Here is a 13,078-nt window from a genome sequence, read left to right on the forward strand (position 1 = left end):
GCGGGTTACGGCACATGCGTTCCATCCTCCTGGCGGGGCTCGTCGCCTCCATCGCAAGTTCAGCCCTCGCACAGTCGGTTCTCCCGGCCGCGCCTTCCCCGCAGTTGCCGGCCGCTCCGGCGCTGCCCGCCGCTGCCCCCGTCGCTCCCGCGATCCCGGCCGCTGCCGCCGCGAGCGCCACGCCCGCCAGCACCGGGGCCGGCCTGACGCCGCCGCCGCAACTGCCGCCGCCCTCTGCCTGCCCCGGCAATCCCGATGCGCTCGGCGTCTCGCGGGTGATCGCCATCGATCCGAAGACCAGCCCCTTCCTCGGCCGGCTGCAATACAAGCAGACGCTGCCGCTGGAGAAAGGCGAGGTGGTGCTGACCTTTGACGATGGCCCGTTGGCGCCCATGACCACCCGCGTACTCGACACGCTGGCCCATGAGTGCGTGAAGGCCACCTTCTTCATCGTCGGCCGCATGGCCCATTCCAATCCGCACCTGCTGCAGCGGACGCTGGCGGACGGCCACACCATCGGCACCCACAGCGAGACCCATCCGCTCATCTTCCCCAAGCTCACGCAGGAAGCGGGCGTTCAGGAGATCGAGCAGGGCTTCGCCTCCGTCACCAAGGCGCTCGCGCCCGTGGGCGCCGCACCCAATCCGTGGTTCCGCTTCCCCGGTCTCGGCCGCACCAAATTCTACGAGGCCTATACGCAGGAGCACGGCATCGCCGTCTTCAGCGTGGACGAGGTGGCCGACGACTGGATGCATCTGAAGCCGGAAGAGGTGGAGAAGCGTGCCCTCGACCGGCTCGAGGCGCGGGGCGGCGGCATTCTGCTGCTGCACGACATCCAGCCCGCCACTGCCGTCATGCTGCCGAACCTGCTGCGCGAACTGAAGGCGCGGGGCTTCCGCATCGTGCATGTGGTGCCGGCGACCGCCGGCATGGTGGCGAGCCTCCCCGGCCCCGGTCCGCGCGGCCACATCCAGCCGACCGCAGCCAGCGTGACCACCGCCGCGCCCGGCACCGCTCCGGCCAAGCCCGCGCAACCCAAGCCCGCGACCGCGCCGAAGCCCGCAACACCCGCGACGGCCACCGCCCGTCCCGTCCCCCCCACACCGCGGACGACGGCGACCGCCGCCGCCGCGCCGGCCGAACCCGCCGCCGCCGGCGCCCCCCAGGCCATCTCCCCCCACGCGCAGGCCGGTGATGGTGGCTCCGATGCGCCGGGCCTCGGCCAGTTCTGGCCGCGCCTGTGGAACGACACGATGAAGGGCCTGTCGGGCGGTACCGACAAGAACTGAGAGGCATGGTTGCGGTTCTGGCCCGACCGCCGCCCTCCAGTAGAGTGGATTGATCTCAGTCTTCGAAGCGGCGCTGCATGAGCAGAACGTCGTGCCTCTGGCCATCTGTCCCGAGGAAATGTTCGTCCATGACGCCCACGCGACGGTAACCGAAACGTTCATGAAGCCGAATCGAAGACGGGTTGTCGGTGCGTATTTCAGCCAGAAGACTGATCAGACCCAGTTCCTCGCGTGCGATCATCAGCAGGGCGCTTAGCGCTACAGCGCCGACGCCACGGCCGCGGTAGCCTTCCGCAAGCGCGATACCGCCATATGCCTTCGGCGGCTCGTCGACCCGACTGATCTGGATGAAGCCAACGGCTGCGCCGTCCGTTTCGGCGATGACTCGAAAGAGCCCGCCAGGGGCCGAGGAGCGCCGCGCGATCCATTCCCTGACAGCGTCGTCGTCGGTCCGCTCAGGAACCGAAAGGAGCATGTTCTGCAGCCGGGAATCGCGGCGCATCTGCGCGAGAACGGCAAAATCAGCATCCACCGGCCGCCGGGCGATGAAGCCGGACACCGCCACGCAATCGCTCATATGAAGAACCTGCCGCGCTGATAATAAGAGCTAATATACAAGCTGACGCTGACGCGAAGCTAACGCAACGAGAGCCGGCCTTTCGCGATCGCACGTTCCCGTGTGACGGGCCAAACGGACGGGAAGCGGGTGCAAGTGGCCGGAACCGGCAGAGGCGAAAGAGGAAAAGAAAAAGGCCCGCCGGATCGCTCCGGACGGGCCTTTTTTCTACCAAAACCTGGTGCGGACGAGAGGACTCGAACCTCCACGGGTCTCCCCACTAGCACCTCAAGCTAGCGCGTCTACCAATTCCGCCACGACCGCAGTCAGGGATGGTGTCCGGTGCCGGCTTCATTCGAAGCACCCCGGCACCGGGAGCCCTCGTCTAGCAAATCGAATCCGCGGCCACAAGGCCTCACAGTCGGCTTAAGACAGTTCTATATACGCACCTGTGGATGGCACCTCCGCCACCCTCCAGAACCTGAGCCAGATGAACGTTTCCTCGCGCCCGCGCTCGACGCTGACCACCGCCTTCCTGCCGAAGGACGCCGCCGCCCCGCCCGTGGACTGGACCATCAGCGACACGCCCGTCGCCTATCCGGACGCGGTCGCCGCCATGGAGGCGCGCGCCGCCGCCATTGCCGCGGGCGAGGCGCCGGAACTGGTGTGGCTGGTGGAGCATCCGCCCCTCTACACCGCCGGAACCAGCGCCCGGCGCGAAGACCTGATCGACCAGCGCTTCCCCGTCTATGAGAGCGGGCGCGGCGGGCAGTTCACCTATCACGGTCCCGGCCAGCGGGTGGCCTATGTGATGCTGGACCTCAAGCGCCGCGATCCGGATCTGCGCCGCTATGTGGGCGCGCTGGAGGCGTGGCTGATCTCAACGCTCGCCGCCTTCAACATCACCGGCGAGCGGCGCGAGGACCGGGTGGGCGTGTGGGTGCCGCGCGGCGGCGGCGTGGAGGACAAGATCGCCGCCATCGGCATCCGCGTGCGCCAGTGGGTGAGCTTCCACGGCATCTCGCTGAACGTGGACCCGGACCTCACCCATTTCGGCGGCATCGTGCCCTGCGGCGTGCGCGAGCACGGGGTGACGAGCTTCACCGACCTCGGGCTGCTGGTCTCCATGCCGGAAGTGGACAGCGTCCTGCGCGTCGCCTTCGAGGAGATCTTCGGGCCGACGCGGCTCGCCTGACCGCGCTGGCGCACGGGCGGCGGCAAAACGCGCCGCCCCCTTTCAGAAGCGCCGGCCGTTCAGGAAATCGATGGCGCCCTGGAGGATGAAAGCGGCGGCGTGCTGGTCGATGACATTGGCCCGCTTGGCCCGGCTGACGTCCGCCGAGATCAGCGCCCGCTCCACCGCGACTGTGGACAGGCGCTCGTCCCAGAAGGCGATGGGCAGGCCGGAGAGGCGGGCGAAGTTGCGGGCGAAGGCACGGCTCGCCTGCACGCGCGGCCCCTCGCTGCCGTCCATGTTCAAGGGCAGGCCGAGCACGAAGGCCACCGCCTTCCGCTCGTTTGCCAGCACCATCAGCCGCTCGGCATCCTGCGTGAACTTGGTGCGCTTCACCGTTTCCACGACGGTGGCGAGACGCCGGTCGGGATCGCAGGTGGCCACCCCGATGGTCTTGGTGCCGAGGTCGAGCCCGAGCAGCGAACCGCGTTCGGGCAGCGCCGCCGCGATCTCGGCAAGGGGGCCAACGGTGGCGGCGGGCTTCGGCGTCTCGTCTGTCATGCGCCCTTTAAGCAGCCTTTGCAGGCTCTGGCCACTCGTCCGCACGGCGGTGTGAACCACAGGAGCGGCGGGTGCGTTGCGGGCGCGGGGCCCTTCACCGATACTCCGCCGCCATTCGATCCCTCCCTTGCGTCTTCATCCGAAAGGGCTTTCCCATGAAGATCACCTGGCTCGGCCATGCCGCCTTCCGCCTCGATTTCGCCGGCACGGCGGTGCTCATCGACCCCTTCCTCACCCACAATCCGGTCTTCAAGGGCGATGTGGCGGAGGTCTCGAAGGGCGTCAGCCACATCCTTCTCACCCATGGCCATTCCGACCATATCGGCGACACGGCTGGCATCGTGAAGGCGGCCGAGGCGGAGGGGCGCAAGGTCATCGTGGTGGCCAATCCCGAAGTGTGCGGCTTCCTGAGCGGACAGGGTCTGTCTGCCTTCGAGCCCATGAACACCGGCGGCACGGTGAAGCTCGACGGCTTCTCCGTCACCATGGTGCGGGCGGACCATTCCTCGGGCGGCGATGGCTCGAACCCCACCTATCTCGGCAATCCCAACGGCCTCATCGTGAAGGCGGCGGGCGAACCGACGCTCTGGCATCTGGGCGACACCGACCTGTTCTCCGACATGGCCCTCATCAGCGAAATCCATCAGCCGAAGGTGGCCATCGTGCCCATCGGCGACCGCTTCACCATGGGGCCGGAGACGGCGGCGCTGGCGGTGCGGCGCTTCATTTCGGCCGAGACGGTGGTGCCCTGCCACTACGGCACCTTCCCGCTGCTGGTGCCGGATGCCTCGGGCTTCGTCGCCGCCCTTCAGGGGCACAGCGCCAAGGTGGTGGTGCCGAACAGCGGGGAAAGCTTCGAGGTGTGAGCCTCTTCACCCCCGCCCGGTGTCGCGATGCGTTGCCCGCGCGCCGGGCGGGAGTATAAGGGGCCATGCTCCCCGTTCTGCCGCTTGAGTCGCACTCCGATCCCCGGGACGTGCTGCGTCACGTCTTCGGCTACGACAGCTTCCGGGGGCGTCAGGCGGAGATCGTCGACCATGTGGTCGCCGGCGGCGACGCGCTGGTGCTCATGCCCACAGGCGGCGGCAAGTCGCTCTGCTATCAGGTGCCGGCGCTGGTGCGGCCGGGCACCGGCATCGTCATCTCCCCCCTCATCGCCCTCATGCACGATCAGGTGCAGGCACTGCGCCAGTTGGGTGTGCGGGCGGCAGCGCTCAATTCCACACTCCAGCCCGCAGAGGCGCGGCAGGTGGAGCGCCAGCTCGCCATGGGCGAGCTCGACCTGCTCTATGTGGCCCCCGAGCGCCTGCTGACGGACAGCTTCCTGACCCTGCTGCAAGGGGCGCGCATCGCCCTCTTCGCCATCGACGAAGCGCACTGCGTCTCCCAGTGGGGCCACGATTTCCGCCCGGAATACCGCCAGCTCACGCTGCTGCACGAGCGCTTCCCCTCGGTGCCGCGCATCGCGCTCACCGCCACCGCCGACGGGCCGACCCGGCGCGAGATCGTGGAACGGCTGGGGCTGGAGAACGGCCGCGTCTTCCTCTCCAGCTTCGACCGGCCGAACATCCGCTACCGCATCGCGCCGAAGGCCAATCCCAAGGCGCAACTGCGGGCCTTCCTCGACGACCATGAGGGAGAGGCGGGCGTCATCTACTGCATGAGCCGCGCCAAGGTGGAGCAGACGGCGCAGGCGCTGGTGGACGAGGGCCGCTTCGCGCTGCCCTACCACGCCGGCCTTGATGCGGAGACCCGCGCCCGCCATCAGGACCGCTTCCTGAAGGAGGAAGGGGTCATCATGGTGGCCACCATCGCCTTCGGCATGGGCATCGACAAGCCGGACGTGCGCTTCGTTGTCCATCTCGATCTGCCCAAGAGCATCGAGGCCTATTATCAGGAGACCGGCCGCGCCGGCCGCGACGGCCTGCCGTCCGAGGCGCTGCTGCTCTATGGCGTCGAGGATGTGGCGAAACTCATCCAGTTCGTGGAGGCCTCCGACGCGCCCGACGCCCGCAAACGGGTGGAACGGCAGAAGCTCGATGCGCTGCTCGGCCTGTGCGAGACGGCGAGTTGCCGCCGGCAGGTGCTGCTCTCCTATTTCGAGGAGACGCTGGACGAGCCCTGCGGCAATTGCGACACCTGCCTTGAGCCGGTGAAGACCTTCGACGGCACGGAAGCGGTGCAGAAGCTGCTCTCCTGCGTCTATCGCACCGAGCAGCGCTTCGGCGCCGGCCATGTGATCGACGTGCTGCTGGGCGTGGCAAACGAACGGGCGCAGCGGCTCGGCCACGACAAGCTCTCCACCTTCGGCATCGGCACCGACCTCTCCCGCGACGAATGGCGGGCGGTGGTGCGGCAGGTGGTGGCCCTCGGCCTCCTGAAAGTGGATGTGGAAGGCCACGGCGGCCTCAGCCTCTCGGACGACTGCCGGCCGGTGCTGCGCGGCGAACGGCGCGTGCAGCTCAAGGCCGAGAAGCGCACGAAGCCGGCGCGCGCCTCGGGCGGCGCCCGTGCGCCGCGCCCCACGCTCTCGACGCCCGATGACGAGCGCCTCTACCAGAAGCTCCGCGCGCTGCGGCTTGAACTGGCGCGCGCCCAAAGCGTTCCCCCTTACGTGATCTTCCACGATGCCACGCTGATGGAGATCGTGCGCGTGCGCCCGCGCTCGCTGGCGGCGCTGGGGGATGTGTCAGGGGTGGGCGAGGCCAAGCTGGAGCGCTACGGACCGGTGTTTCTGGAGGCGGTGCGGGCCGGCTGAAGGTGTGTTCCGAAGCCGGTGGGTCATGCGTCTGGCCCCGGCATGAGGCTTTCACCCGCCCGATGCCCTTGCTATAGCGGCCTTAGTTTTAAGGAGCATGTCATGTCCGTCGATCAGGCGACCGTCCGCCGGGTGGCGCATCTCGCGCGCATCGCGGTGAGTGAGGAGGAGCTGGAGCCGCTGAAGGGCGAGCTCAACGCCATCCTCGCCTTCGTGGAGCAACTGGCCAATCTCGACGTGGCCGACGTGGAGCCCATGACCGGCGTCATCCCCATGGAACTGCCCATGCGCGAGGACGTGGTCACCGACGGCCACTATCCCGAGAAGATCCTCGCCAATGCCCCGGAAGCCGAAGGCGGCTTCTTCACTGTTCCGAAGGTGGTGGAATGACCGCGCTCAACCAGCTCACCCTCACCGAAGCGCGCGAGGGCCTCGCCACCGGCGAGTTCACGGCGGTCGAACTGACGCAGTCCTATCTCGACGCCATGGCCGAGGCCCGCACCCTCAACGCCTATGTGCTGGAGACCGCCGACAAGGCGCTCGCCATGGCCGCCGAGAGCGACAAGCGCATTGCCTCGGGAGATGCCGGCAAGCTGGAAGGCCTGCCCATCGGCGTGAAGGACATGTTCTGCACCGACGGCGTGCGCACCACGGCCGGCTCCAAGATCCTCGGCGATTTCGTGCCGCCCTATGAATCCACCGTCACCAGCCAGCTCTGGCGCGACGGCGCGGTGATGCTGGGCAAGCTCAACAATGACGAGTTCGCCATGGGCTCGTCCAACGAGACATCGGCGCAGGGTCCGGTGGTGTCGCCCTGGCGGCGCGAGGGCGATTCCGCCCCGCTGGTGCCCGGCGGCTCGTCCGGCGGCTCCGCGGCGGCGGTGGCCGCCTTCCTGTGCGCGGGCGCGACCGGCACCGATACCGGCGGCTCCATCCGCCAGCCCGCCGCCTTCACCGGCACGGTCGGCATCAAGCCCACCTACGGCCGTTGCTCGCGCTTCGGCATCATCGCCTATGCCTCGTCGCTGGATCAGGCCGGCCCCTTCGCCCGCACGGTGAATGACGCCGCCGTGCTGCTGCGCTCCATGGCCGGCTATGACCCGAAGGATTCCACCAGCGTGAACCGGTCCGTGCCGGATTACGAGGATGCGGTGGGTGCCTCCATCAAGGGCAAGCGCATCGGCATCCCGCGCGAATATCGCGTGGAGGGTCTCGATCCCGAGATCGCCGGCATGTGGGAAGAAGGTGCCCAGTGGCTGCGCGATGCGGGCGCGGAGGTGGTGGACATCTCGCTGCCCCACACGAAGTACGCCCTGCCCACCTATTACATCGTGGCGCCGGCCGAGGCCTCCTCGAACCTCGCCCGCTATGATGGTGTGCGCTACGGCACCCGCGTCCCCGGCCGCGACATCATCGACATGTACGAGCGCACCCGCGCCGCCGGCTTCGGGCCGGAGGTGCGTCGCCGCATCATGATCGGCACCTATGTACTCTCGGCCGGCTATTACGACGCCTATTACGTGAAGGCCCAGAAGGTCCGCACCCTCATCAAGCGGGACTTCGACGACGTGTTCGCGCAGGGCGTGGATGCGGTGCTCACCCCCGCCACCCCCTCGCCCGCCTTCGGCATCGGCGAGAAGGGCAGCGCGGACCCGGTGGAGATGTATCTCCAGGACATCTTCACCGTCACCGTGAACCTTGCCGGCCTGCCGGGCATCTCCGTGCCTGCCGGCCTCTCCTGCAAGAACCTGCCGCTCGGCCTCCAGCTCATCGGCCGCCCGTTCGAGGAAGAGACCCTCTTCTCCCTCGCGCAGGTGGTGGAAGAGGCCGCCGGCCGCTTCCCCGTCGACGACCTGTGGTGGAAGTGATCTCCGAACAGGAGGCGGCCGCGCGCCGCCTCCTGAAGGACCTGCGGGGCGAGATCGACGCCATCGACGACCGGCTGGTCGATCTGCTTGCCGCCCGCCTCGGCGTCGTGGAGCGGGTGATCGCCATCAAGACGGACGCAGGCATTCCGGCCCTGCTGCCGGATCGCGTGGAGGAAGTGGTGGCGCGCGTACGGAGCCGGGCGCAGGACACCGGCCTGCCGCCGGACCTCACCGAAAAGCTCTGGCGCACCCTGATCCAGTGGACCATCGACTATGAGGACGCGCGGCTCGGCCGGGACGGCTAGCGCTTGACGAGGTTCCGCTTGCGCAGCGAGCGGAACAGGCGGCGGCCGACCGCTTTCCAGTAGGCCCTGGCCAGCTTCGACGTGGAGGCGGTGAGCCGGTCCATCTCCAGTTGCAGCGCATTGCGCTCCGCAATGACACGGGCGACCGCATCTGCGCTCATGTCGCCGCCCGCCGCCTTCACCAGCGCGTCTCCGGCTGCCGCGCGCGCAATGAGCTGGTCGAACAGGCCGATCACCTGCGCATAGGGCGGGGAGACAGCCAGCTCCGGCCATTTCAGCGTGCCGCGCCGCTCCGTGAAGGGCCGGTCGGCGGCCGCCTCCAGCGCATAGCCTGCGCAATAAGCGGGGATGATGGCGGCGGATGGGCTGAGCGCAAAGCGCGGCTCGTCCCGCAGCGCCTGCGCGCCCGCCACCAGCGTCGGCACGAAGTTCGCCGTGTAATCCTCCCGGCTGCGCCAGCCCACATAATGCTTCATGCATTTGACCGCGATCTGGTCCACGGAGCGGATCGCGAAATGGGCCAATGGGACGCGCGGCAGCGTGTGGGTGGGCACCCGCACGCCGTGGCTGAGGAGCGAATGGTTCCCCTCGTCGAAGGCCAGCGTCGCATCCTTCAGCAGCGCCTTGGGGGCGAGGCTCTTGAACACGCTGGCGGGATTGTAGCCGAGCGACTGGCGCACCCGCGTCAGCGGATCGGCGATGGCCATGTCGTCATTCGGGCCGGCGAGATAGCGCATCTCCGCAAACGCCCCGGCCATGCCGGCGGGTATGGCGGCAAGGTCTTCCTCGAACACCGCGCGGTCGCTCGCGCAGATCATCTCGTCGGCGTCGAGGGGCAGGATGATGTCCCAGTCCTCATGCTTCTGGATGAGGCGCATGGCCGCCGTGGTGCGCCGCGCCTGATGGAAGGCGCCGGTCCAGCCATCCTCCAGCACCCGCACCGCGTCGCTCTCGGCGCAAAGGCGCCGCAGGATTTCCGGCGTGTTGTCCGTGGAGCGGTCGTCGATGATGTACATGCGATCGACGAAATGGAGGTTGTGCCGGACGAACCCCTCGAGGATGTCGGCCTCGTCCTTGACGAGGGAGATGGAGGCGATGCGCATGAAGGGGGGCCGGACCTCGGACTGTGACAGGGCGCCATGTCTAGAGCGCGAACGGGTTGTGTCAATCGCTGCGGTTGCCACGCTTTGCCGGGGGGAGTAGGGGACAGGGCAGACCGTTTTCACATCCGCAAGGGATAGCGATGACCGCCCACGTCCGACCGACCGACGCCAAGAAGCTCATCAAGGGCGCCACCGGCAATTGGGAAGTGGTGATTGGCATGGAAATCCATGCCCAGGTCTCGTCCAACGCGAAGCTGTTCTCCGGCGCCTCCACCGCCTTCGGCGGCCCGCCGAACGACCACGTGTCGCTGGTGGACGCGGCCATGCCGGGCATGCTGCCGGTCATCAACAAGGAATGCGTGGCGCAGGCGGTGCGCACCGGCCTCGGCCTCCGGGCGCAGATCAATCTGCGCTCCACCTTCGACCGCAAGAACTACTTCTACCCGGACCTGCCGCAGGGCTACCAGATCAGCCAGTACAAGAGCCCCATCGTGGGTGAAGGCGAGGTGATCGTGGACCTGCTGGACGGCGAGAGCTTCGTCGTCGGCATCGAGCGCCTGCATCTGGAGCAGGATGCCGGCAAGTCCATCCACGACCTCTCTCCCACCCTCTCCTTCGTGGACCTCAACCGCTCCGGCGTGGCCCTCATGGAGATCGTGTCCCGCCCCGACCTGCGCTCGTCGGAGGAGGCCCGCGCTTATGTGACCAAGCTGCGCTCCATCCTGCGCTATCTCGGCACCTGCGACGGCGACATGGAGAAGGGCAACCTGCGCGCCGACGTGAACGTCTCCGTGCGCCGCCCCGGCGAGCCGCTGGGCACGCGCTGCGAGATCAAGAACGTCAATTCCATCCGCTTCATCGGCCAGGCCATCGAGGTGGAGGCCCGGCGCCAGATCGAGATTCTCGAGGATGGCGGCGTCATCGATCAGGAAACCCGCCTGTTCGACCCCAACAAGGGCGAGACGCGCTCCATGCGCTCCAAGGAAGAGGCGCACGATTATCGCTACTTCCCCGATCCGGACCTGCTGCCCCTCGTGCTGCATGCCGATTTCGTGGAGGAGTTGAAGTCGCACCTTCCCGAGCTGCCGGACGAGAAGAAGGCGCGCTTCATCGCCGACTATGGCCTCAGCCCCTATGACGCGAGCGTGCTGGTGGCCGAGCGCGACACGGCGGACTATTTCGAGCAGGTGGCCAAGGGCCGCGACGGCAAGGCGGCGGCGAACTTCGTCATCAACGAGTTGTTCGGCCGCCTCAACAAGGACGGCAGGGACGTCACCACCTCGCCCGTCTCCCCGGCGCAGGTGGCCGCCATCGTCGATCTCATCGGCGAGGGCGTCATCTCCTCCAAGATCGCCAAGGACCTGTTCGAGATCGTCTATACGGAAGGCGGCGATCCGCGCGTGCTCGTGGAGGAGCGCGGCCTGAAGCAGGTGACGGACACCGGCGCCATCGAGAAGGTGGTGGACGAGATCATCGCCGCCAATCCCGACAAGGTGGCGCAGGTGCAGGCCAAGCCCACCATGCTGGGCTGGTTCGTCGGCCAGGCCATGAAGGCCTCCGGCGGCAAGGCCAACCCGCAGGCCCTCAACGACATCCTGAAACGCAAGCTCGGCATCTGAGCGGCGCGTCCTAGACAGTGAGGCACCGGCCTTCGGGCCGGTGTTTTCGTTTGGAGGCCCGGAGAGCGTCCGTCGCCCTCCCCGGCCTCACATGAGGGCGACGAGCCCGCCGCGCTGGCGCTCCAGACGGCCGGCGAGTTCCAGTTCCAGCAGCACGACCTGCACCTCGGCGGCGGTGGCCCCCGACAGCCGCACCAGATCGTCGAGGGCGGTCGGCACCGGCGACAGAAGTTCGAGGATGCGCGCCCGCACGCCCTCGTCCGGCCCGCCCTCGGGAGCACGGGGCGGACGCGGCGCCTCAAATGTCTCGTCCCCGCCTCCCGGCAGCGGCCGCTCCAGCAGCGGCTTCAAGGCGTCGATCACGTCCTGCGGTTCCGTGACGAGCGTCGCCCCCGCCTTCAGCAGGCGGTTGGTGCCCCCCGCGCGCGGATCAAGCGGCGAACCGGGGATGGCGAAAACCTCCCGCCCCTGCTCATTGGCGAGGCGCGCGGTGATGAGCGATCCGGAGCGCTCCGCTGCCTCTACCACCAGCGTGCCGAGCGCCATGCCGGAGACGAGCCGGTTGCGGCGGGGAAAGTCGCGCGCCCGCGCTTCCCAGCCGAGCGGCATTTCGGAGACGACGGCGCCCTTCTCCGCCACAGCCTCGATCAGCGGCACGTTCTCTGCCGGATAGGGCCGCGAGAGCCCGCCCGCGAAGACGCCGATGGTGCCGCCCGCGAGCGCCGCCTCATGGGCCGCCGTATCGATGCCGCGTGCGAGCCCGGAGACCACCACGAAGCCGGCCGCGGCCAGATCGCGGGCGAAGCGGGCGGCAAGGGTGCGCCCGGCCGCCGAGGCGTTGCGGGCACCCACGATGGCGACCTTCGGCGCCGCCAGCATGGCGTCGGACCCGCGCACGCTCAGCACCGGCGGGGCATCGTCAACGGCCCGCAGCGCGGGCGGATAGGCGGTGTCCCCCATGAGCACCAGCCGCCCGCCCAGCCGCTCCAGCGCGCCGAGTTCGGCCTGCGCCTCATCAAGGGTCGGGATGCGCGGCGGGATCAGCCGTCCGCCCCGGCGCGCGAGCGCCGGCAGGGCCTCAAGGGCGGCCGCCGCGCCGCCGAACTGGTTGATGAGCGCCCGGAAGGTGCGCGGGCCCACATTCTCGGCGCGGATGAGCCGCAGCCAGTCGAGACGCTGCGCCCGTGAGAGCCGCGTCCCGACGCCGGTCATCCCTTGGCGCCGATCTTGGTTTCGGTGCCCGAGAGCAGCCGGGAGATGTTGGCGTGGTGCTTGATCCAGAGCAGCACGGCAAGCAGCGCCATCAGCACCGCCACATCCGCCCGCCCGAGCGCCCACGCCGAGAGCGGCGTCGCGACCGAGGCGGTGAGCGCCGCCAGCGAGGAATAGCGGAACAGGAAGGCCATCCCCAGCCACACCACGGCGAAGACCACCAGGGAGGGCCAGAACAGGCCGAGCGCGATGCCGAGGAAGGTGGCGACGCCCTTGCCGCCCTTGAACTTCAGCCAGACCGGCGCGATGTGGCCGATGAAGGCACCGAGACCGGCGATGAGCGCCGCGGGCTCACCCCAGAAGTGGCGGGCGAGCAGCACCGCCACTGTACCCTTCAGCGCGTCGCCCAGCAGCGTGGCAGCGGCCAGATCCTTGCGCCCTGTGCGCAGCACATTGGTGGCGCCGATGTTGCCCGAGCCGATGGTGCGGATGTCCTGCGTGCCCGCGAAACGGGTGATGAGGATGCCGAACGGAATGGAGCCGAGCAGATAGCCCAGCACCAGAGCGGCGAGCGCCAACGTCAGCGGGATTTCGGCGAGGAACGGCACGGAGGCTGGCATTCAGGTCCCGATC

General features: G+C 68.6%; 13 protein-coding genes and 1 tRNA gene. 8 read left to right on the forward strand and 6 right to left on the reverse strand.

Annotated elements, in window-relative coordinates; translation table 11 throughout:
• Positions 1–14: 14 nt before the first annotated feature.
• Complete coding sequence (locus tag DFO45_RS20820; protein WP_166657201.1) at positions 15–1,289, forward strand: polysaccharide deacetylase family protein; 1,275 nt, start codon at positions 15–17, stop codon at positions 1,287–1,289.
• 55 nt (positions 1,290–1,344) lie between these two features.
• Here DFO45_RS20820 and DFO45_RS20825 read toward each other — a convergent pair whose 3' ends face one another.
• Positions 1,345–1,854, reverse strand: coding sequence for a GNAT family protein (locus tag DFO45_RS20825; RefSeq protein WP_158304120.1), 510 nt, complete (start codon positions 1,852–1,854; stop codon positions 1,345–1,347).
• A 230-nt stretch (positions 1,855–2,084) separates the two neighbouring features.
• Positions 2,085–2,169 (reverse strand) — tRNA-Leu (locus tag DFO45_RS20830).
• A 166-nt stretch (positions 2,170–2,335) separates the two neighbouring features.
• Here DFO45_RS20830 and lipB point away from each other — a divergent pair.
• Positions 2,336–3,040: a lipoyl(octanoyl) transferase LipB gene (gene lipB, locus DFO45_RS20835; protein WP_133866367.1), complete on the forward strand. Its 705-nt coding sequence runs from the start codon at positions 2,336–2,338 to the stop codon at positions 3,038–3,040.
• A gap of 42 nt (positions 3,041–3,082) precedes the next feature.
• On the opposite strand, the gene ruvX is transcribed toward lipB, so the two are convergent.
• Positions 3,083–3,580, reverse strand: coding sequence for a Holliday junction resolvase RuvX (gene ruvX / locus DFO45_RS20840; protein WP_133866368.1), 498 nt, complete (start codon positions 3,578–3,580; stop codon positions 3,083–3,085).
• Positions 3,581–3,735: 155 nt separating this feature from the next.
• Between ruvX and DFO45_RS20845 the strand changes: the two genes are divergently transcribed.
• The 5 genes from DFO45_RS20845 (at position 3,736) to DFO45_RS20865 (ending at position 8,511) form a co-directional block, all read left to right on the forward strand.
• On the forward strand, positions 3,736–4,446 hold the full coding sequence (locus tag DFO45_RS20845) for a metal-dependent hydrolase (protein WP_012171365.1): 711 nt from the start codon (positions 3,736–3,738) through the stop codon (positions 4,444–4,446).
• Between the two features lie 65 nt (positions 4,447–4,511).
• Positions 4,512–6,338, forward strand: a complete 1,827-nt coding sequence (recQ, locus tag DFO45_RS20850; protein WP_133866369.1) for a DNA helicase RecQ — start codon at positions 4,512–4,514, stop codon at positions 6,336–6,338.
• A 102-nt stretch (positions 6,339–6,440) separates the two neighbouring features.
• Positions 6,441–6,728: an Asp-tRNA(Asn)/Glu-tRNA(Gln) amidotransferase subunit GatC gene (gene gatC, locus DFO45_RS20855; RefSeq protein ID WP_012171367.1), complete on the forward strand. Its 288-nt coding sequence runs from the start codon at positions 6,441–6,443 to the stop codon at positions 6,726–6,728.
• Positions 6,725–8,206 carry an Asp-tRNA(Asn)/Glu-tRNA(Gln) amidotransferase subunit GatA gene (gatA, locus tag DFO45_RS20860; protein WP_012171368.1) on the forward strand — a complete coding sequence of 494 codons (1,482 nt, stop codon included), beginning with the start codon at positions 6,725–6,727 and terminating at the stop codon, positions 8,204–8,206. Before gatC ends, gatA begins: the two co-directional genes overlap by 4 nt.
• Positions 8,203–8,511 (forward strand): chorismate mutase, encoded by a 309-nt coding sequence (locus tag DFO45_RS20865; RefSeq protein WP_245518212.1) that lies wholly within the window; start codon positions 8,203–8,205, stop codon positions 8,509–8,511. The genes gatA and DFO45_RS20865 overlap by 4 nt, the downstream gene beginning before the upstream one ends.
• Here the strand turns inward: DFO45_RS20865 and DFO45_RS20870 are convergent.
• The gene (locus DFO45_RS20870; protein ID WP_052285946.1) at positions 8,508–9,614 is read right to left on the reverse strand and encodes a glycosyltransferase family 2 protein; all 1,107 of its coding nucleotides are present in this window, start codon (positions 9,612–9,614) and stop codon (positions 8,508–8,510) included. The two genes, DFO45_RS20865 and DFO45_RS20870, sit on opposite strands and share 4 nt — an antisense overlap.
• 140 nt (positions 9,615–9,754) lie before the next feature.
• Between DFO45_RS20870 and gatB the strand changes: the two genes are divergently transcribed.
• The gene (gene gatB / locus DFO45_RS20875; protein WP_133866370.1) at positions 9,755–11,233 is read left to right on the forward strand and encodes an Asp-tRNA(Asn)/Glu-tRNA(Gln) amidotransferase subunit GatB; all 1,479 of its coding nucleotides are present in this window, start codon (positions 9,755–9,757) and stop codon (positions 11,231–11,233) included.
• A gap of 87 nt (positions 11,234–11,320) precedes the next feature.
• On the opposite strand, the gene dprA is transcribed toward gatB, so the two are convergent.
• Positions 11,321–12,445 carry a DNA-processing protein DprA gene (gene dprA, locus DFO45_RS20880; protein ID WP_133866371.1) on the reverse strand — a complete coding sequence of 375 codons (1,125 nt, stop codon included), beginning with the start codon at positions 12,443–12,445 and terminating at the stop codon, positions 11,321–11,323.
• Entirely contained in the window at positions 12,442–13,065 is a 624-nt protein-coding gene (gene plsY / locus DFO45_RS20885; RefSeq protein WP_133866372.1) for a glycerol-3-phosphate 1-O-acyltransferase PlsY, read from the reverse strand. The genes dprA and plsY overlap by 4 nt, the downstream gene beginning before the upstream one ends.
• Between the last annotated feature and the right edge of the window lie 13 nt (positions 13,066–13,078).

The sequence above is a fragment of the Azorhizobium sp. AG788 genome, from assembly GCF_004364705.1.
Lineage (GTDB): Bacteria > Pseudomonadota > Alphaproteobacteria > Rhizobiales > Xanthobacteraceae > Azorhizobium > Azorhizobium caulinodans.

Excerpts from the sequence above, each read along its gene's own strand:
- gatA (WP_012171368.1), top strand. The coding sequence starts at position 6,725 with ATGACCGCGCTCAACCAGCTCACCCTCACCGAAGCGCGCGAGGGCCTC.
- DFO45_RS20870 (WP_052285946.1), bottom strand. The coding sequence starts at position 9,614 with ATGCGCATCGCCTCCATCTCCCTCGTCAAGGACGAGGCCGACATCCTC.
- gatB (WP_133866370.1), top strand. The coding sequence starts at position 9,755 with ATGACCGCCCACGTCCGACCGACCGACGCCAAGAAGCTCATCAAGGGC.
- gatC (WP_012171367.1), top strand. The coding sequence starts at position 6,441 with ATGTCCGTCGATCAGGCGACCGTCCGCCGGGTGGCGCATCTCGCGCGC.
- recQ (WP_133866369.1), top strand. The coding sequence starts at position 4,512 with ATGCTCCCCGTTCTGCCGCTTGAGTCGCACTCCGATCCCCGGGACGTG.
- DFO45_RS20820 (WP_166657201.1), top strand. The coding sequence starts at position 15 with ATGCGTTCCATCCTCCTGGCGGGGCTCGTCGCCTCCATCGCAAGTTCA.
- lipB (WP_133866367.1), top strand. The coding sequence starts at position 2,336 with ATGAACGTTTCCTCGCGCCCGCGCTCGACGCTGACCACCGCCTTCCTG.
- ruvX (WP_133866368.1), bottom strand. The coding sequence starts at position 3,580 with ATGACAGACGAGACGCCGAAGCCCGCCGCCACCGTTGGCCCCCTTGCC.
- DFO45_RS20845 (WP_012171365.1), top strand. The coding sequence starts at position 3,736 with ATGAAGATCACCTGGCTCGGCCATGCCGCCTTCCGCCTCGATTTCGCC.
- plsY (WP_133866372.1), bottom strand. The coding sequence starts at position 13,065 with ATGCCAGCCTCCGTGCCGTTCCTCGCCGAAATCCCGCTGACGTTGGCG.
- dprA (WP_133866371.1), bottom strand. The coding sequence starts at position 12,445 with ATGACCGGCGTCGGGACGCGGCTCTCACGGGCGCAGCGTCTCGACTGG.